Source organism: Aeromonas sp. 75A (assembly GCF_051919425.1).
Classification (GTDB): Bacteria; Pseudomonadota; Gammaproteobacteria; order Enterobacterales; family Aeromonadaceae; genus Aeromonas; species Aeromonas veronii.
Map to the genome: position 1 here is coordinate 3,296,916 of NZ_JBQBES010000002.1, position 24,183 is coordinate 3,321,098.

The following is a 24,183-nucleotide window of genomic DNA, read 5'->3' on the forward strand; positions in this document are numbered from 1 at the left end:
TTGGGCCATTATAAAGAGATTTTATGTTTTTGTAACAAGCCGGTAACCAGCAGACGTTTTTATGTCGTTTCAGATATAAAAAGAGGGGCGGTATGGCAGAAAATTGAAAAAGCGGTTGCGTCCGGCCTGTTGCCTTCGCATTAATAAATAAAGAAGCAATAAAAGAAGCCGTGTGGTTCGGGCTGGTCAGGCAAATTTGCTCACAAGATTGCTTTTTCGCGCCAAATCTCTTATACAGCCCCACAAAACCGCACACCAACCCCGTCGGGTGCAATGAGGATAATAGTTACAGCATGGGCAAATCACTGGTCATAGTGGAGTCTCCGGCCAAGGCCAAGACGATCAACAAATATCTGGGCAAGGACTACGTGGTGAAATCCAGCGTGGGTCATGTTCGCGATCTGCCCACCAGCGGCAGCGCCAGCACCGAGCCCAAGAAACCTGTCATTCGCGGCATCAAGTTGAGCGAATCCGAGAAGGCTGCCAAGGATCGCAAGGCCCTGTTTGCCCGGATGGGTATCAATCCGACCGCTGGCTGGCAGGCCAACTACCAGATTTTGCCCGGCAAGGAGAAGGTGGTCAGCGAGTTGCAAAGTCTGGCCGAGAAAGCCGACACCATCTATCTCGCAACCGACTTGGATAGAGAAGGAGAAGCGATCGCCTGGCACCTGCGCGAGATCATCGGTGGCGATGACAGCCGCTACAAGCGCGTGGTGTTCAACGAGATCACCAAGAGCGCCATCAAGGAGGCGTTCGCCCAGCCGTCCGAACTCAATATTGACCGCGTTAATGCCCAGCAGGCTCGTCGTTTCCTCGACCGAGTGGTGGGTTACATGGTCTCCCCGCTGCTGTGGAAAAAGCTGGCCCGCGGTCTCTCCGCCGGTCGGGTGCAGTCTGTTGCGGTGCGTCTCATCGTCGATAAAGAGCGCGAAATCAAGGCGTTCGTTCCGGTCGAGTTCTGGGATCTCAATGCCGACCTGCTGACCGCCGACAAGAGCGATCTGCGGATGGAAGTGGTCAGCCGCAACGGGGCCGACTTCAAGCCGGTGACCCAGGCCGAGACCTTTGCCGCTGTCGCAGCCCTGGAAGGGGTCGACTACAAGGTGGTGAACCGGGAAGACAAGCCGACCGGCTCCAAGCCATCCGCGCCGTTTATCACCTCCACCCTGCAGCAGGCGGCCTCTACCCGTCTGAGCTTCGGGGTCAAGAAGACCATGATGATGGCCCAGCGTCTCTATGAAGCGGGTTACATCACCTATATGCGTACCGACTCCACCAACCTCAGCAAAGAGGCGGTTGAAGCGGTGCGTGAATATATCGGCGAGCAGTATGGCGCGGCCTATCTGCCAGCCGAGCCGAATCTGTATGGCGCCAAGGCCAATGCTCAGGAAGCGCACGAGGCGATCCGTCCCTCCAACGTACAGGTGACAGCCGAGATGCTGGAAGGGATGGAGCCGGATGCCATGCGTCTTTACGATCTCATCTGGCGTCAGTTTGTTGCTTGCCAGATGACCCCGGCTCAGTACGACTCCTCCACCCTGACTGTCAAGGCGGGCGAGTTCGAGCTCAAGGCCCGTGGTCGTACCCTGCGCTTCGCCGGTTGGACCAAGGCCCTGCCGCCGATGGGTCGCAAGGGCGAAGATAGTCAGCTGCCGGCGGTGACCGTGGGCGAGGTGCTGAAGCTGATCAAGCTGGATCCGCGCCAGCACTTCACCAAGCCGCCTGCCCGTTTCACTGAAGCTGCGCTGGTGCGCGAGCTGGAAAAACGCGGCATCGGCCGTCCGTCTACCTACGCCTCCATCATCTCCACTATCGTCGATCGCGGCTATGTGCGGGTCGAGAGCCGCCGTTTCTTCGCCGAGAAGATGGGCGAGATCGTCACCGATCGTTTGGTGGAGAACTTCGTTGAGCTGATGAACTACGAGTTCACCGCCAAGATGGAAGACAAGCTCGATGGCATCGCCGAAGGGAGCCTGGAGTGGAAGAAGGTGCTGGACGCCTTCTACGCCGAGTTTACCCAGGAGCTGGAGAAGGCTGACAAGGCGCCCGAAGAGGGCGGCATGCGTGCCAACCAGATGGTGATGACCGACATCGACTGCCCGGATTGCGGCCGCAAGATGGGTATTCGTACCGCCACCACCGGCGTGTTCCTTGGTTGCTCCGGCTATGCTTTGCCGCCGAAAGAGCGCTGCAAGAAGACCATCAACCTGGTCTCTGCCGACGAGTTTGTCTCCGCCACTGACGGTGAAGAGGCGGAAACCGAAGCGCTGCGCGCCAAGCACCGCTGCGGTGTCTGTGGCACTGCGATGGATGCCTACATCATCGATGACAGCCGCAAGCTGCACGTCTGTGGTCGCAACCCGGACTGCGATGGCTACGAGATCGAGAAGGGCCAGTTCAAGCTCAAGGGCTACGAAGGGCCGAGCATCGAGTGCGACCGTTGCGGAGCCGAGATGCAGCTCAAGAACGGCCGTTTCGGCAAGTACATGGGCTGCACCAACGAGACCTGCAAGAACACCCGCAAGATCCTGAAAAACGGCGACATCGCGCCGCCGAAGGAGGATCCGGTGCCGCTGCCGGAGCTCAAGTGCACCCAGTCCGATGCCCACTTTGTACTGCGTGACGGTGCTGCCGGTCTGTTCCTGGCGGCCAGCAACTTCCCCAAATCCCGCGAGACCCGCGCGCCGCTGGTGGAAGAGCTCAAGCGCTTCAAGGATCGCATCTCCGCCAAGCACAAGTATCTGGCCGGTGCCCCGCTCACCGATCCGGACGGCAACCCCGCCATCGTGCGCTTCAGTCGCAAGACCAAGGAGCAGTACGTGATGAGCGAGGTCAACGGCAAGGCGACCGGTTGGACCGCTCACTACGACAACGGTACCTGGCAAGAGAGTTTGCCAAAGGCTAAAAAAGCCTGATGAAAAGAGGCTCCGACAAGGGGCCTCTTTGCTTATGGATAGCGGTATACTGAGACAGCTGCAAGGAGTGCAGCTGTCGTCAATCGCGAAGTAGACAAGGAGGTTGAGATGGAGATTAACGAGATCCGGCCAGGCATGAGCTGCATGACCCGGGAAGGGGCGGCCTATGTGCTGGAGGTTGACCGGCAGAGCCTGCTGGTGCTGCTGCAGCGAGCGGATGAGACCATACCGGTGCAGGTGCGCAGCGACGAGATCCTGGCGCCGCTGGAGTGATCCGGCTGTGCTCTCCTCAAAACGGCAGTAGAAAAAGCAGCTCGGCCAGATCGGGCTGCCATTGCCACTCCTTCATTCTGACCCGCCCCCCGATCACCACGACCCCCTCCTGCTGCAGGCGTCCCGTCTGTTCGGCAAAGCCTGGCGATCCTTTCGGTAACGAGATAGTGCCCGCAGCGCCCAGCACCCGATGCCACGGCAGTACCTTGTCGGTTTCCCGCAGCACCTTGCCCACCAGTCTTGCCCGTCCGGGCAGCCCCGCCAGATCGGCCACCTGACCGTAACTGACCACCCGGCCTGCCGGGATCAGGGCGATGATCGCTTCGATACGGGCAGCTTTGTTCAATGGGGATGGACTTGATTCAATGCTCATAGACCCAATTCGTCAAAAACAACAGAAGCGCCATTGTGGCGCTTCTGTCATGGAGCTGGCAATGATTCAGCCGAAGGTCTGGCTAAGCCCCTTCAGTTGCTTGGCCCGTTCCAGCAGAGCCTGACTGGAGTGATCGACATCCAGCATCTTCTGACTGTTGGCGTGGGAGTACTCGGAGATCTGGTGGATGCTGCGGCTGATCTCCTCCACTACTGCTTGTTGCTGCTCAGCAGCGGTGGCGATCTGGGTGGAGTGTTCGGTGACCAGCTCTATCTCTGCCAGCACGGTATGGAGGCTGCTGGCGCCCTGGCGGGTCATCTCGGCACATGCGCGGGTCTGTTGCAGGTTCTCCTGCATCATCCCCTTCCAGCGTCCCAGAGTGTGCTGGATCTGCTTGATGCTGCCCTGGATCTGCTCGGTCGCCTTGTGGGTGCGGGTCGATAGAGTACGCACCTCGTCTGCGACTACCGCAAAACCACGGCCCTGCTCCCCGGCGCGAGCCGCTTCGATAGCGGCGTTGAGGGCCAGCAGGTTAGTCTGCTCGGCGATGCCCTGGATCTCGCCCATCACACTGCCAATCCGTTCGGATTCGTTGGCGAGCTCTACCGCCGAGTTGAACGCCAGCTCTGCCTGTTTGGCGAGCTGTTTGATCTGTTGCTCGGTCTGGTTCAACTGCTGGTTGGTTTGTTCACAACGATTGCGAGCTTCGTTGACCTGACCGTTGGAGTCCTGAATGTTGCGGGCGATCTCGTGAGCTGTGTTGGCCATCTGAGTCATAGCTGTAGCCATCTGCTGGGTCTGGGCATCTTGCTCGTTGATATCGAGACAGGCCTGATGAGAGGCCTGCTTCAGATTGATGGCCAGGGTTTGCAGAGGTGCTGTGGCATCGTTGATCCGCCCCAACACGGTTCGGATGCGGGCCTGCAGCATCTTGATATGAAAATCGGCAATGGCGCCGGGGTTGTCACCGGAGTAGACCAGCCGGGTCAGACTGTCATATTCACGGCCCAGTCGCTGCAGATAGTGGGGCAGGGCAAAGAGCTCGCGCCAGTAGGCTCCGCCAATAAGCAACAGGGGCAGCAGCATCAGCAGGACGGTCATGGCCCCTTGGCTGGCGAAGGTCCAGCCCATCAGGCCGAGCAGCAGCAGAGTCATGGCTGAAGTGCGCACTCTGGCAAGAGAGGGAAGGTTGCTGCTGTTGCCGCGCTCGGCCTTGAGCAGGGCTTGGTAGGTCTGAGCGGCGATGCGCTTGAATTGGGGCTCGGGCTTGCAGCGTACCGACTGGTAGCCGCTGATCCTGTTGCCTTCGTAGATGGGGGTGACGTAGGCATCTACCCAGTAGTAACGACCATCCTTGCAGCGATTTTTGACGATGCCGCGCCAGGGTTTGCCCTCCTTGAGGCGGGCCCAGAGATCGGCGAAGGCGGCCTTGGGCATGTCGGGGTGGCGTACCAGATTGTGGTTGTGTCCCACCAGTTCATCGACCTGGTAGCCTGCGATGTCGCAGAAGGCCGGGTTGGCGTAGGTGATCACCCCGCGCAGGTCAGTGGTGGAGACCAGTTGTACGTCGGCAGGAAACTCCACTTCGCTATCCAGGGTATGGACATCTCTGCGGGCCATAGGAATACGCTCCGATGTTCTTGTTGATAATGTTGTCGTTGTTATTGTGGCAGATCTGGAGGTGGCCGCAGGCTCGCGCCAGCAGGAGGCAGACCAGCTTCATTGGGGGCTGGATTTTGCCAATAATGGCGGATGAATGGTAGGGGGAAGTTGATGTTTTGTTGGCTAATCGTAAAAAAGGCGGCCGATTGGCCGCCAAAGTAGAGACAACATTACCTCTGTGGCATCCGGTAGCGCACCTGCAACTGATCGAGGATCTGCAGCTGACCCGGCAGGCGGGCGGCGAAGTGATCCCAGCCCTTGTGGGCGGGATCGCTCCAGGCCACCTCGGCCGTGGCCAGCATACGCGGGAACAACATGTAGTCGAGACGATCACGGCTGGTGATCAATTCTGACCACAAGGGGCTCAGCACCCCGAGGATGTTATCGTTGGCATGGAAATCGGCTGGGGCAGGGTCACACGCGTAGATCTGCTCCAGATTGAGGGTCCCCGCCCAGTAGAGGCCGGGTTCATGAATATCGGCGCTCCAGGCGAGATCGAGATAGAGGAACTGGGCGGGCGCCATCACCACCGGATAACCGGCTGCGGCTGCGTCCAGCCCCGCCTGAAAGCTGGTCCAGGCACAGATGGCCGCTTTGCGGCTCACCTTGTCGCCATGCAGGATCTCCTCCCAGCCGATCATCTGTTTGCCTCTGGCGGCCAGATAGCGCTGACAGTGGCGCAGCAGATGGCCCTGCAGCTCGCGGCAGTCGGCGTAGCCCTGTTCGACCATCAGCTGCTGGCAAGCGGGACTGTCGGTCCAGACCCCGGTCGGCACCTCGTCACCCCCCATGTGGATCTGCGGGCCGGGAAAGAGCTCGCATACCTCGTCCAGCACCGCCTCCAGAAAGCGGTAGGTGCCGGGCAGGGCGGGGTTGAGCACGTTGTCATCGAAATGCTGGACCGAGCGGTAGCGGGAGTGATCCGCCGTTTCGATCAGCAACTCGGGCAGCGCCTTGATGGCGGCGTGGCAGTGGCCCGGAATGTCGATCTCGGGAATGACGGTGATGCCGAGCTCACTGGCATAGCTCACCAGCTCCTTCACCTCGCTCTGGGTGTAGTAGCCGCCATAGGGTTCGGCGCCGCCGCTGAGCTGGGGGCCGATCGCCAGATCGTGGCCACGCCAGGCACCCACGTCGGTCAGCTCCGGAAAGGCCTTGATCTCGAGTCGCCACCCCTCGTCATCGGTCAGGTGCCAGTGGAAGCGGTTGAACTTATAGAGGCTCATCAGCTTGAGCAGGCGCTTGATGGTGGCCGGTGTGTGGAAGTGGCGGGCGCAGTCGAGAAAAATGCCGCGAAAGCCAAAGCGCGGGGCATCCTCCAGCGTGACGCAGGGCAGGCTCTCTCCATGTTGCAGATACCACTGGGCTAGCGTCACCAGCCCATGGCGCCAGCCCGCTTCGTCGGCGGCGGCAATCACCACCTCCTGCGGCGTGATGGTGAGTTGATAGGCTTCGGGGGCCAGTTTGTCCTCGGTCAGCCGGATTTCAGCGTCGTGATCCTGCTCCAGTGCCAGTGACGTCAGCTCGTTGAAGTGGGCCAGCAGCTGCGGCACATCGCGGGGGGCGCTGACATGAGCCCGCTCGGCCAGCCGGAAGTTCCCCTCCAGCAGTACCAGATGGGCCGGTTGTGGCACTATGCCGGGCTGGGGCTCGACATCCGGCAGGTCGGAGCGGGTTACCGGCGGGTTCTCCAGCCCGAGATCTTGAGCGGCCAGCGTCACCGGTAGCAGCTGGGCACCCGTGGTCGCCTCCGGCAAGCTGAGGAAAAAGCCCTGCGGCATGTCGGAGAGCTTCTTGATGGGGGTCTGGCGGCAGCAAAAGCGCAGCTCGCAGCTGCCAGCGTTCGGGACAATCACCTTGTAGCTGCCGCTCTGGCGCTCCAGCTCGCCCCCTTGCAAGGAGTCGGGGTCGATATGGCGAGCCAGACAGAAGTGCAGCTTCCACTTGGTATCCGGCATGCGGGAGAGGGTGAAGGTGAACCAGACATCCTCGCCGTCACGTCGGGCTACCTGGGTGTGGATCAGGGGTGTAGACATGGAAAATCCTCTGATTGGGCAAACAGGATGGCGCCATCGAGCGCATCTGCCTGGGGGGGGATCAGGTTGAGCTGGCCGAGACGGGGAGCGAGGCGGGTGCCAATCCCCCCCAGCAGGGCGATCTGTCTGGCACCTAGCTGGGTCATCCCCTCCAGCAGGATCCGCAGCTGTTCGCAGGTTTCGTCCAGCAGCTGATTGGCGAGCTCGTCACCATCGCTGGCGGCGTCGAATACCCAGGGGGCAAAGTGGCCATAGTCCGCCGGAATGGCGCGGGTGGCCCAACGTACCACTTCGGCCTGATCCCGCTTGAAGCGGTCCATCAGGCGGATGGCGAGGGTGCTGGGGGGCAGAATGCCGTCGTGGCAGAGCAGGGATTGCTGGATGGCGCGCAGCCCCAGCCAGGCGCCGCTACCTATGTCTGAAATGGGGAAGCCGCGGCCGGAGCAGGTGCGGATCTGCCCATCCTGATAGACCAGCCCCACCGAGCCGGTACCGGCGATCAGAATGGCTCCCTCACGGCCGCCAAAGGCGCCGAGGCAGGCACCGAAGGCATCGGAGGTGAGCCTGACGCTGGCGAAGGGGAAGGGCATCTCGAGCAGGGCGTGATAGCAGTCGGCCAGCTCGGCGGAGGCGAGCGCCAGCCCGACCCCCATCTGCTGTTCACACTCGATAGCGATCCCGGCGGCAAGGCGGGCACTGGCGATGGCGGCCAGCACATTGGCGTGGGCATGGGGGATGCCCAGCTCCAGATTGGAGCCGGCCGCGCGCCCCTCTCCGAGCAGCTTGCCCGCCCGATCCCGAATGCGGGCGCGGGTGTGGGTGCCCCCGCCATCGACGCCGACCCAGAACTCAATCATGGCGACCTCCCTGCTCATTTCGAGCACTCAGGGCGCTCTGCCAGCTGATGGCAAGGGCAAACCAGGCTGCGTGGGGGATCCACTGCTCGCCCCAGCGCCAGTTCTGATCCAGCCGATCCTGATACTCCTCCGGAATAAAGGCCACGTCGTTTTCGTCATCAAACCCGGCGGTGATGCCGTTGCAGATCCCCCCCTGCGCATTGGGATACCCAGCGGTATAGGCGGGGTTGTTGATGCCGTGGCCCGCCAGCATGCAGGCGTTGAAGGGGTTTTGCCCGAGGATCCAGTCGAGCTGGCGCTGGCCATAAGTGAGCAGCGGCTGGCTCTGGCGGGGGAAGTGGCGGGCGCCAGCAAAGGCCATGGTCGCCAGAGACGCGAGGCGGGCGTTCTCCCCCTGCCACCAGTAACCGGATTCGTTGTTGTGGGGCATAAAGAAGCTGACGCGCGGCGCTTCATCCACCCCTTTGACATATTGGCGGGCGAGGGAGAAGGGGTTGCCCGCGCGGGCGCAGAGCGCCAGCTCGGCGGCCAGCGCCTGCTCCACTACGGTTTGTGCTTGGGCCTTGTGCTCCTGCTCCGGCTCTACGCCCAGATATTCCAGCAGCGCCAGCACCGGCAGACCCGCCTCAGCGGCGTGGTAGTAGGGGCGCGAGCCATCCTCGTTGGCCGACCAGTAGTGACCCAGCTCCGAATGAGGGCGCTGGCGGGCACAGAGCTTGCTGGCGCGGGCTCTCGCCTCATTCAGCCACTCGGCGCCGAAGGTGCGGGTCAGCTCCACCGCCGCCAGCAGGGCGCAGTAGTCGTCGATGATGTTCTCGACCCCGTCATCGAGGTAGGCAAGGTTGTGTTCGCACAGATGCAGGTAGCCGCGTTTGGCTGCCTCGGCGTAGCGGCTGGCATCGAAGTCGCCACTGACGCTCTCGCGGGCGGCGCGGGCCAGTGCGGCGATGGCCATGCCGCCCCCTTGGCGAAAACCCGCCTGCCAGTTGGCGGACTTGAGCCCCTGCTGGGTGGCATAGGCGCACAGCTCGCGCTGGGCAGGATCCTTGCTCCACTTGTCGAACAGGGTCATGAAGAAGAAGCCCGACTCATCCTGCATCCGGCAGAGGAAATCGGCGCCGTGCAGCGCCTCGTCATTGAGCCGCTTGCAGAGGTTCACCCCGTCGATATCGCGGCGCGGGGCCAGCAGTTCCCGGCACTTGAGCAGAGCCCACACCACCATGGGGGTCTGCTGGGGGTTGAGGTAGTTGGCGTAGGATAGGTGGCTCAGGTACTTGCTCATGTCGCCGCTGGCATCGAACCAGCCGCCGTGCACATCTTTGTGCTGGTCGGTGCCAAACAGGCGGGCGTTGCGGTCGGCCCGATCGAAGGTGCCGCTGGCGCGCTGGCCCTTGAAGTAGTGGATGACATCGGAGAGACAGCGGCTGGCCAGCAGATCCTGGCCGATGGCAAAACGGGTGGAGCGGACAATGCCTTGGGCAGTGATCGCCTCCAGCCGATAGTGGCCGGGCTCCTTGAAGGCGGAGAAGTCGGCACGCCAGTAAGCGCGGCCTTGCCAGCCAGAGACGCTGCCAGCCGGTTGCAGCGGGGTTTCAAACAGGATCTGGCCATCATCAAGGCGTTGCAGCCTGACATAGCCGCCTAGATCAGGGGCGGGGGAGGTTTGCAACAGGGCGACCTTGTGTCCGTCGCACTCGTAGCCCACCTGATTGATCAAGAGTTCCATCAAGGTATTACTCCTGTGGTTCACCGCCGGGCGGTGAGGCACATCACGGGGCTGTGGCCGCCCCGTATCGAGGCATGGCCGGACAGGGTTGTCCGGCCGGTCTAAGGCTCACCCTCACTCGTAGAGGTAGCAGCGCACGAAGTGGTTGTCGGCAAGCTTGGTGATGGGGGGCTGCGCCTCCTTGCAGCGGGGCATCGCCTGATTGCAGCGCCCGGCAAAGGGGCAACCGCAGGATTCCGGCGTCCAGAGCGGGATCTCCCCCTTGCGGCCTCCCTCCAACTCGGCGTGGATGCTCTTCTCAGGGTCGGGCACCGCCGAGATAAGCAGCTGGGTGTAGGGGTGCTGCGGGTGGTGCAGGATTTCGTCCACCTCGCCCCACTCCACCATGTGCCCCACATACATCACCGCCAGATCTTCCGCCACATAGCGAGCGGTGGCGATGTCGTGGGTGATGTAGAGCATGGAGACACCGAGCTCGTTCTTCATCTGTTCCATCAGGTTGAGGATGCCGATGCGAATGGAGACGTCGAGCATGGAAGTCGGTTCGTCCGCCAGTACCACTTCCGCCTCCACCGCCAGATTGCGGGCGATGTTGACCCGCTGGCGCTGGCCGCCGGAGAGCTGGTGCGGATACTTGGCCGCGGTCGCCTTGGCAGGAGTCAGGCCGACCTTCTCCAGCAGGGCGTAGACCATGTCGGGCAGCTCTTTCTTGTCGATCACCTTGCTGTGCAGCAGCAGGGGGCGGGCGATGTGGTGATAGATGGTGTGGGTCGGGTTGAGCGAACCGAACGGATCTTGCCACACCATCTGCACGCTCTGGCGATAGTCCAGCAGGGCGGTGCCCTTGTTGAACTCCTCCAGATCGTGGCCGCGATAGAGAATGCGCCCGGCACTGAGCTTGTACATCTTGGCGATGATCTTGGCGATGGTGCTCTTGCCGGAGCCCGACTCCCCGACCACCGCCAGGGCGCGGCCCCGGTGCAGGTTGAAGGTGATGTCGGAGAGCGCCCGCATCTTGCCACTCTTGATGGCATTGGAGTTGATGGGGAAGTCCTTGTAGAGGTGCTGGACTTCGATGATGGGTGCATCGGTTTTGGCGATTTGCATGACAGACATCCTTAACAGCCAGCGGCCTTGTCCAGATAGATCACGGAATCTTGTTGCAGTCCCTGCTCCTCATAGAGGTGGCAGGCGGTCTGTTGCCCGGGGCGGATCTCGGCCAATCTGGTGTACTCCTGACGGCAGCGATCGTGCACCTTGCCGCAGCGGGCCTGAAAGCGGCAGCCGACCGGCACCTCCAGCAGGTTGAGCGGGGTGCCCGGGATCCCCTCCAGCACCTTCTTCGGCCCGTGCAGGGGCGGGAAGGAGTTGCCGAGCCCTCTGGTATAGGGGTGCAGCGGCGAGGTCAGGATCGCCTTGGAGGGGGCGACCTCCACCAGTTCACCGGCATACATGATGCCGATGCGATCGCAGAACTCCACCATCAGGGAGAGGTCGTGGGTGATGAACAGAATGGAGAAGTTGAACTTCTCTTTCAGGGCATAGACCTTCTGCAGGATCTCCCGCTGCACCACCACATCGAGCGCCGTGGTCGGTTCATCCATGATCAGGAGCTCGGGGTTGAGCGCCATGGCGATGGCGATCACCAGCCGCTGGCGCATGCCGCCGGAAAACTGGTGCGGGTAGTCCTTGAGCCGGCTCGGGTGGATATCGACTATGGTGAGCAGCTCCTGGGCGCGCTTGATCGCCTCGTAACGGGTCATGCCGGGGTTGTGGGCCAGCAGCACGTCGCAGAACTGCTCCTCCATCCGCAGCACAGGGTTCAGGGCGTTCATGGCGGACTGGAACACCACCGACACCTGTTGCCAGCGATAGGAGCGCAGCCGCTCGTCGTTGTAATGGAGGATGTTCTCCCCCTTGAACAGGATCTCGCCACCGCTGATGTAGGCGGGCGGCTTGTGCAGCCGGGCCACCGAGAAGGCGACGGTGGATTTGCCGCAGCCCGACTCACCGGCGAGACCGAAGATCTCGCCCTGTCTGATATCGAAGCTCACCGAGTTGACGGCGCGCACGTCGCCATTTTCGGTGATGTAGTCGACGCAAAGATTGCGTACTGACAGCAGGGGATGCTTGTTCATGCTGTCTTCTCCTGTGCGGCAGAGAGTGGTGTTGCGACCGGGGTGGCAAGTTTCTTCCAGCGGTTGAGCCCTTTGTGGGAGCGCAGCTGCGGGTTGGCAATCTCGTCGATGGCGAAGTTGAGCAGAGCCAAACCGGCACCCAGGGTGGCGATGGCGAAGCAGGGGGCCAGGATCTCCCACCAGGCGCCGACCAGAATGGCACTGGAGGTCTGGGCGTTGTAGAGCATGATGCCCCAGCTCACCACGGTCGGGTCGCCAAGCCCCAGGAACTCCAGGGTCGCTTCGGTGACGATGGCGTAGATGATGGAGCCGATGAAGCTCACCCCGATGATGGAGATGAGGTTGGGCAGGATCTCCACCAGAATGATGCGCCAGGCTGGCTCGCCCAGCACTTCGGCGGCGATGACGAACTCCTTCTCGCGCAGGGCCAGGGTCTGGGCGCGGATGACCCGCGCGCCATAGGCCCACGAGGTCAACCCTATTATCACGGCAATCACCGCCGGTGACGCCTCCCCGATAAAGCTCGCCAGCACCAGTAGCAAGGGGAGGTTGGGGATCACCAGCACCACGTTCATCAGGAAGGTGAGGCACTCATCCACCAGACCCCCGAAGTAACCGGCGGTGATGCCGATGGCGACGGCCAGGGTGCAGACCAGCAGGCCTGCGCTGAAGCCCACCAGCAGCGAGATACGGGCACCGTTGGTGAACTGGGCCCAGATATCGTGGCCCATGCGGGTGGATCCCATCACGAACTCGGCACTGGGCGGCTGGTGCGGGCGAGCCACCCGTTTGGTCGGCTCGTTGCTGGCCAGAATGGGGGCAAAGATGGCCATCAGTACGAAGGCAACCACGATGGCGAGGCCACAGGCAGCCTTCTTGTTGCCCAGCAGGATTTTTAGAATGGTCGGCATACGCATCTTATTTGCCTCCTGTACGCAGACGGGGATCCAGGAAGACGTAGAGCACGTCGGCCAGGAAGTTGAAGCTGAGCATGGTGATGGTCATGATGAGCAGCTGCCCCTGAATGAGCGGGTAGTCGCGGGCCAGAATGCCCTGATAGAGGGTCAGGCCCAGGCCGGGATAGTTGAAGATAACCTCGGTGATGAGAGATCCACCGATAACGAAACCGAGCGCCATGGAGAGGGCGGTGACGCTGGGCAGAATGGCGTTGCGGGCGCCGTAGTTGAAGATCACCCGGTTGCTGGAGAGCCCCTTGGCCTTGGCCATGGTGATGTAATCCTCGCCCAGCAGGTTGATCATGTTGTTGCGCATGGTGATAAGAAAGCCCCCCACCTGTACCACGGCCAGGGTCAGCACCGGCATGATGGCGTGGGTCATGATGCTCTTGATGTGCTCCCAGCCCCAGTCAGCCTTGATCTCCGGGCTGTAGGCGTAGCCGATTGGCAGCCACTCGAGGCTGACCCCGAACAGGAACAGGGCGAGCAGGGAGACCACCACCGGCGGAATAGCCTGCATCACCAGGGTGAGCGGGGAGAGAATGCTGTCCATCCGGCCGCCGCGATACCAGGCGGCGAAGATGCCGACGATGGAACCGAGGGAGAAGCTCAGGATGGTGGAGGTGCCGACCAGAAACAGGGTCCAGCCGATGGCACGGCCCAGCACGTCAGAGACCTGCTGCGGGTAGAAGCGCACCGAGGTGCCGAGATCCCAGGTGAAGACACTCTTCACATAGGTGAGAAACTGGGTGCCGATGGGGCCGTCGACGAAGCCGAAGGTGGCTTTGAGGGCTTCCAGGGCGGCGGGTTCCATCATGGCGCCAGCGCGGGCAAACATCACGGAGACAGGATCCCCTGGCATGGCACGGGGTAACAGGAAGTTGATGGTGGCGGCTACCAGAAAGGCAACCAGATAGAAGGAAAAGCGTCTCAGTATGAATCCCATGATGGTACCTTTTACTGCAAGTCTGCCCCGCGTCGGGTATAGCTACCCCAACCCCCGGCAAAGTCGGGCAAGAAGGGGATTAACGGGGAAGATGGCCCCCCGCAGGGGGCCGGGATTGTTTAGCTGTTTGGCTTGAGGGACAACACGTGCAGCAGACGCTCAGGGGTGTCCGGGTGGAGCTGAGGTTTGGCTACCGGGTTATCAGCACTGAACCAGCCGTTGAAGCGCTTGGTGCTGTACTCATACCAGGTCGGGTTGTTGAAGACCGGAATGATGGTCTGGTTGGCACCAACACGATCCTGGATGGCGAACATGATCTCCTTCTGCTTGGCCGCATCGGCGGTCTGGGTGAAGTCATCGATCAGCTTGTCGAGCTCGGGGTCCTTGTAACGGGGCGCGGCGAAGCGGTTGCCACGGTCGCCCATGTTGCGGGAGTGGAACGCAGTCTCGAAGTACTTGTGCGGGTTGGCACCGGCAAAGTAACCCTGCAGGGCGACATCAAAGTCACCGGTGATCAGGTTCTCGGTCCAGACGGTTGCTTCCGGGGTGGCGGTCTTGGCGTTCAGGCCCAGCGCCTGCAGCCCTTCTACACCAATCTGAACTGTGTTGACCCAGTCGGTCCAGCCATTCGGTACCAGTACCTTGAACTCGATCTTTTTGCAGCTCGGGGTGTCGAGGAACTTGTCGCCGTCACAATCCTTGTAGCCTGCCTCTTTCAGCAGGGCCTTGGCCCCTTCCAGATCGAACTTGTTGTACTTGCCGTACTTCTTGTCCACTTCCGGGTTGTTCCAGGAGTCAAAGGCTTTGCCCAGACCTGACGGGTACTCGTTGACGGTGGGGTAGCCGTAGCCCGCGATATCCACCATGGACTGGCGGTCCATCGCCATGGAGAAGGCGCGGCGGAAGTTGATGTCGTTGAAGGCTTCGTTATTGCCCGGGTTCTTGGTCTGGAAGTTGACGTTGAACGCCACGGTACCAGAGGCCGGGAACCAGTATTTGTTGTTCTTCGGATCGTTGCCGACGTAGAGGCGCTCGATATCCGGTACGAAGGAGCCGAACCAGTCGATGTCACCCTTCATGACAGCAGCCAGCACCTGGTCGTTGGTGGCCATCTGCGGCATACGCAGACAGTCGATGGCGAGGTTGGCGTTATCCCAGTAGTGCGGGTTGCGGCACTGGGTGTAGAGCTGGGCAGAGAAGTTGTCCACTTCGGTGAAGGGGCCAGTACCAACCGGCTTGTCGTTGGTGAAGGCAACCGGATCTTTCACCGATTTCCACTGATGCTCCGGCACTATGGGTACCAGCACCAGATCATTCACCACGTTGGTGTTGACCTCGGTCAGGTCGAATTTGACCTTGTTGGGGGCCAGCTTCTCGACGCTCTTGATCTGGGTCCAGATTGAGCGCTCATCCAGCGCCTTGTTGGCCTTGACCAGATTGAAGGAGAAGATGATGTCATCGGCATCAAAGGCTTCGCCGTCAGACCACTTCACGCCGTCACGCAGATCGAAGGTGACGGATTTCAGGTCATCGCTGAACGCATAGTTGGTGGCCAGACGATAGACGGGTTTGCCCCCTTGCATATCGTTGAAGATCACCAGCGGCTCATAGATGAAGTGACGGGTGGTGTGCAGCAAGCCCGCTTGCAGGAAGGGGTTGAAGTTCTTGACCCAGGCGGTTTCCTGCTGTGCGACCATGGTCAGCACGGTTTTGTTTTCTGCGGCCATGGCGTTACCGGCGGCACCGGCAAGCATCATGGTTCCCAGCATTACAGCGGTAGAGATTTTGGATACTTTGGCAAGCATATGTTTTCCTTTCTTATTTTTTGGCATTCCCGAGGGTTCGCCTTGTTTTGTGTGAGCACCGGTTTCGCATGCTGATGAAATCGGCCCTCTGTGTTGGTCAGGTGTCTAACCTTTGTCGTTCTGTTTTCCAACGCCCTAAGCAAACCAGAATTAACAGGAAAACAACAACTATTGATTTCGTTGTTTTCGTAAAAATTGACGGTGTTACGTCAATCTCGTCAAAATGCTTTTTTATCTGTTTAAAATCATTGATTTGCGTTATTTGCTCTCGCGTAAAAAGTGGCTGTGAAAATGGCGTATATGACAAATTTGTGAATTGGATCTGCTCTCGGTTTCGGGGTCGGGCGGGGCTTTGTTTTGCATAAAAAGAAACCAGATTGCCAATTGTGATCCGGCGCCCGTTTAGGGCGCCGTGTCACGGCTTGCGGTTGGCGAGTTGACGCAGGGTCTGGGCGCTGTGCTGCAACTGCTGGCGCTGGTGGTCATTGAGCGGGCAGTGGCCCAGCACATACTCGGTGGTGGCCACCACTGTCTTCCAGCGTGGCGACTTGGGCAGGGTGTCCAGACTCAGGTATTTGTCGAGGGTACGGGTCTGCGGGCTGGATCTGTCCATATAGACCCGCCACAGCTTGCTCTTCTCCGCCAGCACGATTTTGCCCTTGCCGGTCCCCTGCTGCCAGGCATCCAGGGTGAGCTGCATGGTCTCTACCAGCGCACGGCGCAGCGGCTCGTCATCCTGCTGGCGAATAAGGTCGTCGGCCAGCGAACGGAACTCGCCACCCAGGCGGCTCAGCTCGCCCAGCAGCTGTTCATCTTCGATGATGGCTTGCCGCGAGAGGTTCTTGAGGGCGTTCTCCAGCGCCATTACCCGGTTCTCATCCTGACGCAGCTCGGTACTCAGAGTGAGGGCGAAAGCGGCCTGTCCTCCGAGCGCGATGGGCAGGGCACGGGCGTTGAGCACATCTTTTTGCCCGGCCACCAGAAACTCCAGATTGTGTTCCCGCTCGCTGGCAAGGTCGGGCCACTGCTGTTGCAGCGGGGTGGCGAGCCACTCATTGAGGGGCTGCCCCTCCATGGCTTCCGGCTCCTGCCCCAGCAGGCGTGCCATCACCCGGGAGGCAAACAGCACTGTGCCCTGCTCGTCGATAAAGATCATGGGGTCGGCCCCTTCGCCGAGCAGGGCCAGCAGGCGCTGCTGATCCTGATGCAGTCGATCCTGCAGGGTGAGGCGATGTTCGATCTCCTGCTTCAATAGCCGGTTCTCTACCAGCGAGGCGCGTCCGGCTTTGGCTTCCAGCAGTGCCTTGACCCGGGCAAACAGCTCCTCCTTGCAGAAGGGTTTGACCAGATAGTCGTTGGCTCCGGCCCCGAAGCCCTCCTCGATATCCTTGGGCTGGTTGAGGGCGGTGAGCAGCAGCACCGGCAGCATATCTTTTGGGTGTTGCTGGCGCAGGCGGCGGCAGACGTCAAAACCGGAGAGGGTCGGCATCATCACATCGAGCAGGATGAGGTCCACCTGCTCCTCGGCCAGCTTGGCCAGCGCATCGTGGCCGTCACTGCTGGGCAGGATGCGGTAGCCGCAGGGCTGCAGCAGATGGCGCAGGATGTGCAGGTTGATGGGCTCGTCATCCACCACCAGAATGAGCGGAGCATCCTCGGGGGGAGGGGGCAGATCGTCGCTCTCCCAGTCCGGCAGGATCAGCGGTTGCTGGCGCACCAGCTGATGCTCGATCTGGCGGCTGTCGAGAGTCAGATTGGCCGCTTTGCCGGTGGCAAGGGGCAGGGTAAAGGCGAAGGTAGAGCCGACGCTCGGCTCGCTCTCGACAAACAGCTCGCCCCCCATCAGGTGCACCAGCTGGCGGGTGATGGAGAGGCCAAGGCCGGCCCCCTGCTTGCTTACCTCCGGGCTCATCTGCACAAGCGGCTCGAAGATATGCTCCAGATGATCGGGGGCGATGCCGATGCCGGTGTCGGTGACCTTGATGCGCAGGAAGTTGTTCTCGACGATGGCACTGAGCACCACCTTGCCCTGCGGCGTGTACTTGATGGCATTGCCCACCAGGTTGTAGAGCACCTGTTCGAGCCGCTGCTCGTCGGCCAGCACCGGCGGCAGTTCGGCCGGGCTGATATCCACCAGAGTGAGGGGTTTGGCCTGCACCAGATGCTGGCAGAGATCCAGTACCAGCCGGATCACCCCTTTTGATGAGACGGGTTGGGAGTGGATCTCCAGCTGGCCGTAGCGCATCTGATGGTAGTCCAGCAGATCATCTACCAGACGGGCCAGGCCATCGGCGCTCTTGATGATGAGGCCGAGCTGCTTTTGCTGCCCTTCGGTCAAATCCTGCTGGCTGGCGAGCATCGACTCGGCCATCCCCTTGATACCGTGAATAGGGGTGCGCAGCTCGTGGGAGGTGTTGGCCAGCAGTTCATCCTTGAGCTTGTCCGCCTGCTGCAGGCTGAGGTTCTGCTTGTGGGTCAGCTTGACCTGCTGTTGCAGCTCCTGGGTCTGCTGCTCGATCAGTTCGATCTTGTCCTTCACCGAACGCTGCATATGGCGAAACGCCTCGGCCAGCCGGTCGATATCATCGCCGGTGCGCTCGATGGCGATGGGGTGATCCAGCGCGCCGTCGGCCACCTGCTCGGCCGCTTCGGTCAGGGAGCGCAGCGGCGCCGTGATGGAGTGGGAGAGCCAGCGGGAGAAGAGGATCAGCAGCAGTACCGAACCCGCGCCCAGCACAATTACCAGAGTTTCCAGCTGGCGGATCGGGGCATAGGCTTCCCGGGTGGAGATCTCGGCGATAAAGGCCCACTCGGTATCGAACACCTTCACCTGGGTGTAGGCGGCCAGTACCTCGTCATCCTGATAGGAGTGGAACAGCCCGACGCCCTGCTCGCCGGAGAGCGTCTTGGTGATGAGGGGGGTTTGCAGCGGCCGGAAGTTGGGGCTGAAGCTGTTCTCGACGCTGAACTCCGGCGCCAGCCAGGCATCGGCGCGCATCCGCTTGTCAGGGCCGATCAGGATGGTCTCGCCGGTCTCGCCCAGCCCCTCCCGCTCCGCCATGATCTGGTTGAGCTTGTCCGGCAACAGCTCGAAAATCACCACCCCGCGCACATAGTCGTACTGCATCACGGGCGCCGCCATGTAGGCGACCACCTGCCCGGTCAGCTCGTTGCGGCCAAAATCGGTGAATTCGAAGATCTGCTGCGGCTTCTGGCCGCCATCAAGACGGCGTTTGATCTTGGCGAAGGTCTGGCCCAAGCCACTGCCCTGATAAGGTCCTGAGAGCAGATTGGTGGCAAAGTTAGGGTGCTTGGTGACCGAATAGACCACATCACCGTTGAGGTCCACCAGAAAGATGTCGCTGTAGTTGGACTTGCGCACCATGTCGGCATAGCCGCGATGAAAGCGCTGGTGCACCCGGCCATACATCTCGTCGGCGAGGATCAGCGCCGTGATGGAGGGTTCGATCTCCACCTGACTGTCCGGTTTGCGCAGTTGATCCCAGGAGCCGGGCAGATAGCGGGCTTGAGCGCGGCTGCGGGCCTCCTGCGGTGTGGTGCCCAATTTCTCGAAGGCGCCGGTAAAGCCATAGAAACGGCCGATACTGTTGCCGGCAAAATCCTGCTGGGAGAAGTTGATGATCTGCTCTTTGAGGTTGTTGAAGTAATCCTCGAGCTGACTCTTCTTGATATTACGAACGGAGACCAGATGGTTGGAGGTCTGGGTGGTGAGATCCTTGCCGTGGCTGTATAGGAAGAAGAGGGTGATGACCAAAAAGGGCACCATGCCCAACATGAAAAAAGCCAGCATTAACTGCGGCCTGAGCCCACGAAGCGTGAAGATCCATTTCATCTTGTGATTTTCAATTGAGAATCCGGTTATTAAGCCGCTCAAGTCTCGAACGAAAGCGTAATCATTTCAACGACTTTATCCCAAATTCGCTTGGTGGGTCACAGCTAGCTGGAGAAAAATGCAGCAAGGCGTTTAAACCCTGAGCAAACAGTCTGCATCAGGGCTTAAATTGCGAAAAAGGGGTTGTGCTGGCGCTCGTGGTACGTATAATGCGCCTCGTTGTCAGGCAACTGGCACGAAAGCAGTAACGCGGGAATAGCTCAGTTGGTAGAGCACGACCTTGCCAAGGTCGGGGTCGCGAGTTCGAGTCTCGTTTCCCGCTCCAATTTTCCATCGCACCAACGATGGAGCTCACTTTCAAGACAATCAGTCTTGTCAGCATGGCGCGTTAGCAAAGCGGTTATGCAGCGGATTGCAAATCCGTTTAGTCCGGTTCGACTCCGGAACGTGCCTCCATATTATCTCTCTTTTCCCTGATTTATCACTCTTCGAGCCGTGAAGCTTGGTCAGTATCCTTGCTGTACCAGTAACTGCTCGCAGCCAGCCTGTTTCCACTCGCGCTCGAGATAGTGGCTCACATCCGCCATGTTTTGCCCCCGATATTGAAACTGCACCTCGGCACTGTGCTGGTTGAGATCCGCAATCCGTTGCTTCAGTGTGCCGCATTGCCACAGGCTGACGGTGGGCACACCCCGTTCGGCCAGCACGATGGCATCTTCCCGATTCAGTTGCCACTCCTCCAGTTGTGCCCGTGTCAGGGCAACCATCAGCACCAGCAGTGCCACTTCCGGCAGTTTCATGCGTGTCTCCCTACTGCATGTTTTTCCCCTGATAACTGTGGCAAAGCGCACGATTTTCGCAAGTTTGTTAACTGTAGGTTAATGACGTAACCCGTTTTCAGTGTTTCCCGTTTTTCACCATTTTTTTATAAAAAAATGCGTTGGTGATGTAGTAATCCTACATGGAGTGGGGTAATCTTTGCTCAGTGGTCTTACCAGTAAGGAGTTACATCATGTTTCATCCCTTTTCCCTGACTCAGATTATTCTTCGTCGCATTTATGTATTGCTGGTGGGCATTCTGGCTTTCCCCGTGATGCTGTTTCGCAGCGATCGTGCTCGCTTCTACAGCTATCTGCACCGGATCTGGAACAAAACCAGCACCAAACCGGTGTGGCTCAAAATGAGCGAGCGTGGCGAGCGGATCTTCTACTAAACCCCATTCGCACCATGTGCAAAAAGAGACAGCCAAAGCTGTCTCTTTTTTTATCTGCTTGCCGCAACTCCTGGCCCCCATTTGTTTGTTTTTTGTTTCTTGCAAGTTGCATCCAGCCCTGCCTGTTGGCGGGGATTTTTTATGTCTGACGCATCTCTTTTGATGGAAGCAGTGAAGAAGATTAACGGGGTGAAAGCACCATATGGCACTTTTCTCGTTCATTAATGGGTGGTCGTCGAGAAATTCTCAACGATGAAATAGCTGTTTAAAATCAATTGATTGAGTGCTTTTCTTTGGGTTTTTTAACTCTTTTTGTGTTTTTTTTGCAAGGGAATATCCCATTTGCCGGTTCTATTGCAGGTACCCGGTTGCGACAAATCGGGGATATCAGCAACATCCAACGACATCAAAAGGAACATGAACATGAATGTTAAAAAAAGCACTGCTATCGCTTCCGCCATGACCGGTTTGCTGGCGCTGGGCGCCCAATTTATCGCGGCACCAGCAATGGCTGCCGATGAAAAGGAGAAGTGCTACGGCGTGGTCAAGGCCAGCAAAAATGACTGTGCGACCAAGAGCAGCTCCTGCGCCGGTACTTCCAAGGAAGATGCTCAGGGTGATGCCTTTGTGGTGATGCCCAAAGGGCTGTGCGAGAAGCTGGTCGGCGGTTCGCTGCAACCCAAGTAAGAGACATCGGGCAGGGGATAGCCAACGGGCCGCCCCCTGCATCTTCTCTGATTGGTGAAAGTGAGTCTTGCGATGAACCCTTTGATTGGTATCGGATTACGCTCTCCCCATTACGACGAGATCCGGCAAACCCTGCCGGCAGTCGGTTGGCTGGAGGTGCACAGTGAAAATTACTTCGAACGGCACAGTCACGGTTTTCAGGTGCTCGCCGAACTGGCGCAGCACTACCCCGTCAGTCTTCACGGCGTTGGCATGTCCCTCGGTTCTGCCGACTCGCTCGATCCGCACCATCTGCAGCAGTTGTCGACACTGGCCGCGGCGATCAAACCGATACGGATCTCCGAACATCTCAGCTGGGGCAGCATTGGCGGGCGTTATTTCAACGATCTGCTACCGGTGCCCTATACTCGCGCCTCTCTACGCAACATGAGCGACAAGATCCAGCAGGTACAACAGACTCTGGGTTGCCGCATGCTGATTGAAAATCCCTCCTCCTATCTGCAACTGCCTGGGGAGATGAGCGAGTGGGAATTTCTGGCCGAGCTGCAGCAGCGCAGCGAGTGCGGCATCCTGCTCGACCTCAACAATCTCTATGTCAGTGCCTTCAATCACGGTTTCTCTTGCGATGAGTATCTGGCGGCGATCGATCTCGCCACCGTCGGGGAGATCCATCTGGCCGGTTATACCGAGAAGCAGCTGCCGGAAGGCTCCCTCTATATCGATACCCACAGCGCCCCTGTGGTGGCGCCGGTCTGGGAACTCTATCGCCAGATCTGCCGCAAGCAGGCCATTCCCACCCTGATTGAGTGGGACCTCGAGATCCCGCTGCTGCCGGTCTTGCTGGCAGAGGCGGCGCAGGCCAGTGCCATTCTGGATGAGGCGCGTGCCATGAGTGCACCACGGGAGGTGGCCCATGGCTGAACTGACACAGCTGCAACAGCATTTTGCCGAGGGTCTGCTGGGGGCGCCTGACGCCATTTCCCCTCACATCAGCTCCCGGCTCTTTTCTGCCGAATCTGTGCTGCAGGTCTATCGCAACCACTTCATCCTGAGCCTTGGCGAGGTGCTGGCGAGCAGTTATCCCGCCGTCAAGGCTATGGTCGGGGATGACTTTTTTGCAGCGACGGCACGTGGTTTCGTATTGGCCGAGCCGCTCAGGGAAGGGAGCGTCATGCACTATGGCGCCGGATTTGGCCAATGGTTGGCCCGCTTGCCAACTACAACCGGACTGCCCTGGCTGGAGGAGCTGGCTCAGTTCGAATGGCAGCTTGAGCGTGCCAGTCTGCTGCCGCTGGAATCACGCAGCTGGCCAGCCGAGCGTCTGGCCGCATTATCGCCGCAACAATGGGAGCGGCTGCGACTCTTGCCAGCCACGGATCTGCTGCTGGTTGCCAGCGATTATCCGGTGCTGGCCCTGTGGCAGATGGCGCTGCACTGTGGTGAAGCGGTGGAGGTGCTTGATGCCCCCGTCTGGCTGGCATTGAAGAAACAGCCGGATTGCCGGGTTGCCCCCTTGCCCCTGACGGCGGGTGAGTGGGCGCTGCTACAGGGTTGTCTCGTTGGTACGGCGCTGGTCGATCTGCTGGCGGTCGACCCTGCGGCCAGTGAACATCTCACTCGCCTGATAACCCTTGGTCTGCTGGTGGATATGGAGGTAATGCCATGATGGCAAACAAATGGCTGGCGCTGGCCAGCTCAAGTGGTGATTTGCCGCGCTGGAGCAGCGCTGGTGTGCTGTTGCTGGCGCGGCTGTGGGTCGCGTCGGTTTTTATCACTTCAGGCTGGCTCAAGCTGACGGCGTGGGATTCCACCCTCTATCTGTTTGAATCCGAGTATCAGGTGCCCCTGCTGCCCTGGTTGTGGGCTGCTTATCTGGGTACGGCGACCGAGCTGCTGTTGCCGCTTTTCCTGCTGGCGGGGCTTTTTACTCGCCCGGCCGCCTTGCTGCTGTTTGGCTTCAATATCATGGCGGTGATCTCCTACCCGACCCTCTGGGCGGGCGGCTTTTACGATCACCAGCTGTGGGGCTGGATGCTGCTGACCCTGATCATCTGGGGCGGCGGTGTGCTGAGCTTGGATTATTGGCTGACACGTCGTAACCATTGATTTATCAGTGTTTTCCCCAATGACAAAGAGCGCCACAAGGCGCTCTTTGTCATAATGACGGCCGGCGAAATTTCCCATGAGAGAAAAGGAGCAGCCAATGATTATTCGTCAGGCAAGGGCCGCAGATATTCCCGCAATGGTGGCGCTGCGCATGGAGCTGTTTTGTGAGGTCGGTGAGCTGGTGACGCCGCAGGCAGACTCGGCCTTGTGGCAGGCCACCCTTGACTATTTCACCCGGGCGATGAGTGAAGAGAGTGCTTTATCCTGGCTGGCTGAGGCCGATACGCAGGAGGGCTGCAAACAGATCGTGGCAGCAGGGACGCTGGCATTGTTTGAACGGCCACCCTATCCCGGCAATCTGGCGGGGATGGAGGGGTATCTGCTCAACATGTATACGCGGCCACAATGGCGCCAGCAGGGGATCGCCACGGCGCTGCTCGATGCCATAACGGCCTTCGCCAGAGCGCGTCAGCTGGGCAAGGTGTGGCTCCATGCCAGCGAGCAGGGGCGCCCCCTCTATGAGCGGATCGGCTTTGTCGCCAATCCGGCCTATCTGGAGTGGCAACCGGCGGTGGAATAAGGGTTGCAGCTCTGCATGAGTGGTGCTTGGTCGGTGAATTTGATTTACAGCAATAAA

Annotated in this window: 20 protein-coding genes and 2 tRNA genes; 10 read left to right on the plus strand and 12 right to left on the minus strand. The window is 60.0% G+C overall.

Translation table 11 applies throughout. From position 1 onward, the window contains the following. Positions 1-293 precede the first annotated feature (293 nt). Positions 294-2,915 carry a type I DNA topoisomerase gene (gene topA / locus ACTG2T_RS15470; protein WP_100653220.1) on the plus strand — a complete coding sequence of 874 codons (2,622 nt, stop codon included), beginning with the start codon at positions 294-296 and terminating at the stop codon, positions 2,913-2,915. Positions 2,916-3,023: 108 nt separating this feature from the next. Further along, entirely contained in the window at positions 3,024-3,188 is a 165-nt protein-coding gene (locus ACTG2T_RS15475; protein ID WP_005334891.1) for a hypothetical protein, read from the plus strand. Between the two features lie 16 nt (positions 3,189-3,204). Here ACTG2T_RS15475 and ACTG2T_RS15480 read toward each other — a convergent pair whose 3' ends face one another. From ACTG2T_RS15480 to ACTG2T_RS15530, 11 genes are all read right to left on the minus strand, one after another. After that, positions 3,205-3,561 carry an MGMT family protein gene (locus ACTG2T_RS15480; RefSeq protein ID WP_005362155.1) on the minus strand — a complete coding sequence of 119 codons (357 nt, stop codon included), beginning with the start codon at positions 3,559-3,561 and terminating at the stop codon, positions 3,205-3,207. 66 nt (positions 3,562-3,627) lie between these two features. Then, complete coding sequence (locus tag ACTG2T_RS15485; RefSeq protein ID WP_330125745.1) at positions 3,628-5,181, minus strand: methyl-accepting chemotaxis protein; 1,554 nt, start codon at positions 5,179-5,181, stop codon at positions 3,628-3,630. A gap of 212 nt (positions 5,182-5,393) precedes the next feature. After that, positions 5,394-7,259 carry a beta-N-acetylhexosaminidase gene (locus ACTG2T_RS15490; RefSeq protein WP_330125747.1) on the minus strand — a complete coding sequence of 622 codons (1,866 nt, stop codon included), beginning with the start codon at positions 7,257-7,259 and terminating at the stop codon, positions 5,394-5,396. After that, the gene (locus tag ACTG2T_RS15495; protein WP_330125748.1) at positions 7,244-8,116 is read right to left on the minus strand and encodes a BadF/BadG/BcrA/BcrD ATPase family protein; all 873 of its coding nucleotides are present in this window, start codon (positions 8,114-8,116) and stop codon (positions 7,244-7,246) included. Before ACTG2T_RS15495 ends, ACTG2T_RS15490 begins: the two co-directional genes overlap by 16 nt. Next, on the minus strand, positions 8,109-9,842 hold the full coding sequence (locus tag ACTG2T_RS15500) for a glycoside hydrolase family 9 protein (RefSeq protein ID WP_330125749.1): 1,734 nt from the start codon (positions 9,840-9,842) through the stop codon (positions 8,109-8,111). Before ACTG2T_RS15500 ends, ACTG2T_RS15495 begins: the two co-directional genes overlap by 8 nt. Before the next feature lie 114 nt (positions 9,843-9,956). Beyond that, positions 9,957-10,949 carry an ABC transporter ATP-binding protein gene (locus ACTG2T_RS15505; RefSeq protein ID WP_042054505.1) on the minus strand — a complete coding sequence of 331 codons (993 nt, stop codon included), beginning with the start codon at positions 10,947-10,949 and terminating at the stop codon, positions 9,957-9,959. Between the two features lie 11 nt (positions 10,950-10,960). Further along, positions 10,961-11,980: an ABC transporter ATP-binding protein gene (locus ACTG2T_RS15510; protein ID WP_088868715.1), complete on the minus strand. Its 1,020-nt coding sequence runs from the start codon at positions 11,978-11,980 to the stop codon at positions 10,961-10,963. Beyond that, entirely contained in the window at positions 11,977-12,897 is a 921-nt protein-coding gene (locus ACTG2T_RS15515) for an ABC transporter permease (protein ID WP_201994502.1), read from the minus strand. Before ACTG2T_RS15515 ends, ACTG2T_RS15510 begins: the two co-directional genes overlap by 4 nt. 1 nt (position 12,898) lies before the next feature. Beyond that, positions 12,899-13,882 (minus strand): ABC transporter permease, encoded by a 984-nt coding sequence (locus tag ACTG2T_RS15520; RefSeq protein ID WP_005334871.1) that lies wholly within the window; start codon positions 13,880-13,882, stop codon positions 12,899-12,901. A gap of 119 nt (positions 13,883-14,001) precedes the next feature. Then, on the minus strand, positions 14,002-15,687 hold the full coding sequence (locus tag ACTG2T_RS15525) for an ABC transporter substrate-binding protein (protein WP_005362139.1): 1,686 nt from the start codon (positions 15,685-15,687) through the stop codon (positions 14,002-14,004). A gap of 415 nt (positions 15,688-16,102) precedes the next feature. Then, positions 16,103-19,540 carry an ATP-binding protein gene (locus ACTG2T_RS15530; RefSeq protein WP_183042136.1) on the minus strand — a complete coding sequence of 1,146 codons (3,438 nt, stop codon included), beginning with the start codon at positions 19,538-19,540 and terminating at the stop codon, positions 16,103-16,105. A gap of 249 nt (positions 19,541-19,789) precedes the next feature. On the opposite strand from ACTG2T_RS15530, the gene ACTG2T_RS15535 reads away from it, so the two are divergent. Next, positions 19,790-19,865, plus strand: a tRNA-Gly gene (locus tag ACTG2T_RS15535). Between the two features lie 57 nt (positions 19,866-19,922). Further along, positions 19,923-19,996, plus strand: a tRNA-Cys gene (locus ACTG2T_RS15540). Positions 19,997-20,046: 50 nt separating this feature from the next. Here the strand turns inward: ACTG2T_RS15540 and ACTG2T_RS15545 are convergent. Next, the gene (locus tag ACTG2T_RS15545; protein WP_005347702.1) at positions 20,047-20,340 is read right to left on the minus strand and encodes a hypothetical protein; all 294 of its coding nucleotides are present in this window, start codon (positions 20,338-20,340) and stop codon (positions 20,047-20,049) included. Positions 20,341-20,552: 212 nt separating this feature from the next. On the opposite strand from ACTG2T_RS15545, the gene ACTG2T_RS15550 reads away from it, so the two are divergent. The 6 genes from ACTG2T_RS15550 to ACTG2T_RS15575 all read left to right on the plus strand — a co-directional run bounded on the left by ACTG2T_RS15550 (position 20,553) and on the right by ACTG2T_RS15575 (position 24,126). Next, entirely contained in the window at positions 20,553-20,753 is a 201-nt protein-coding gene (locus ACTG2T_RS15550) for a YbfA family protein (RefSeq protein WP_005334863.1), read from the plus strand. Positions 20,754-21,176: 423 nt separating this feature from the next. Beyond that, positions 21,177-21,440, plus strand: a complete 264-nt coding sequence (locus tag ACTG2T_RS15555; protein WP_330125027.1) for a BufA1 family periplasmic bufferin-type metallophore — start codon at positions 21,177-21,179, stop codon at positions 21,438-21,440. A 72-nt stretch (positions 21,441-21,512) separates the two neighbouring features. Further along, on the plus strand, positions 21,513-22,361 hold the full coding sequence (gene bufB / locus ACTG2T_RS15560; protein WP_330125028.1) for an MNIO family bufferin maturase: 849 nt from the start codon (positions 21,513-21,515) through the stop codon (positions 22,359-22,361). Beyond that, positions 22,354-23,106, plus strand: a complete 753-nt coding sequence (locus ACTG2T_RS15565) for a DNA-binding domain-containing protein (RefSeq protein ID WP_330125029.1) — start codon at positions 22,354-22,356, stop codon at positions 23,104-23,106. Before bufB ends, ACTG2T_RS15565 begins: the two co-directional genes overlap by 8 nt. Next, the gene (locus tag ACTG2T_RS15570; RefSeq protein WP_064339660.1) at positions 23,103-23,546 is read left to right on the plus strand and encodes a DoxX family protein; all 444 of its coding nucleotides are present in this window, start codon (positions 23,103-23,105) and stop codon (positions 23,544-23,546) included. The genes ACTG2T_RS15565 and ACTG2T_RS15570 overlap by 4 nt, the downstream gene beginning before the upstream one ends. 97 nt (positions 23,547-23,643) lie before the next feature. Further along, positions 23,644-24,126, plus strand: a complete 483-nt coding sequence (locus tag ACTG2T_RS15575) for a GNAT family N-acetyltransferase (protein WP_330125030.1) — start codon at positions 23,644-23,646, stop codon at positions 24,124-24,126. Positions 24,127-24,183 lie beyond the last annotated feature (57 nt).

Coding starts and splice junctions, on each gene's coding strand:
- ACTG2T_RS15495 (WP_330125748.1), bottom strand. CDS start 8,116: ATGATTGAGTTCTGGGTCGGCGTCGATGGCGGGGGCACCCACACCCGC.
- ACTG2T_RS15505 (WP_042054505.1), bottom strand. CDS start 10,949: ATGCAAATCGCCAAAACCGATGCACCCATCATCGAAGTCCAGCACCTC.
- ACTG2T_RS15475 (WP_005334891.1), top strand. CDS start 3,024: ATGGAGATTAACGAGATCCGGCCAGGCATGAGCTGCATGACCCGGGAA.
- ACTG2T_RS15575 (WP_330125030.1), top strand. CDS start 23,644: ATGATTATTCGTCAGGCAAGGGCCGCAGATATTCCCGCAATGGTGGCG.
- ACTG2T_RS15490 (WP_330125747.1), bottom strand. CDS start 7,259: ATGTCTACACCCCTGATCCACACCCAGGTAGCCCGACGTGACGGCGAG.
- ACTG2T_RS15545 (WP_005347702.1), bottom strand. CDS start 20,340: ATGAAACTGCCGGAAGTGGCACTGCTGGTGCTGATGGTTGCCCTGACA.
- ACTG2T_RS15515 (WP_201994502.1), bottom strand. CDS start 12,897: ATGCGTATGCCGACCATTCTAAAAATCCTGCTGGGCAACAAGAAGGCT.
- ACTG2T_RS15510 (WP_088868715.1), bottom strand. CDS start 11,980: ATGAACAAGCATCCCCTGCTGTCAGTACGCAATCTTTGCGTCGACTAC.
- topA (WP_100653220.1), top strand. CDS start 294: ATGGGCAAATCACTGGTCATAGTGGAGTCTCCGGCCAAGGCCAAGACG.
- ACTG2T_RS15565 (WP_330125029.1), top strand. CDS start 22,354: ATGGCTGAACTGACACAGCTGCAACAGCATTTTGCCGAGGGTCTGCTG.
- ACTG2T_RS15525 (WP_005362139.1), bottom strand. CDS start 15,687: ATGCTTGCCAAAGTATCCAAAATCTCTACCGCTGTAATGCTGGGAACC.
- ACTG2T_RS15570 (WP_064339660.1), top strand. CDS start 23,103: ATGATGGCAAACAAATGGCTGGCGCTGGCCAGCTCAAGTGGTGATTTG.
- bufB (WP_330125028.1), top strand. CDS start 21,513: ATGAACCCTTTGATTGGTATCGGATTACGCTCTCCCCATTACGACGAG.
- ACTG2T_RS15555 (WP_330125027.1), top strand. CDS start 21,177: ATGAATGTTAAAAAAAGCACTGCTATCGCTTCCGCCATGACCGGTTTG.
- ACTG2T_RS15550 (WP_005334863.1), top strand. CDS start 20,553: ATGTTTCATCCCTTTTCCCTGACTCAGATTATTCTTCGTCGCATTTAT.
- ACTG2T_RS15530 (WP_183042136.1), bottom strand. CDS start 19,540: ATGAAATGGATCTTCACGCTTCGTGGGCTCAGGCCGCAGTTAATGCTG.
- ACTG2T_RS15480 (WP_005362155.1), bottom strand. CDS start 3,561: ATGAGCATTGAATCAAGTCCATCCCCATTGAACAAAGCTGCCCGTATC.
- ACTG2T_RS15520 (WP_005334871.1), bottom strand. CDS start 13,882: ATGGGATTCATACTGAGACGCTTTTCCTTCTATCTGGTTGCCTTTCTG.
- ACTG2T_RS15485 (WP_330125745.1), bottom strand. CDS start 5,181: ATGGCCCGCAGAGATGTCCATACCCTGGATAGCGAAGTGGAGTTTCCT.
- ACTG2T_RS15500 (WP_330125749.1), bottom strand. CDS start 9,842: ATGGAACTCTTGATCAATCAGGTGGGCTACGAGTGCGACGGACACAAG.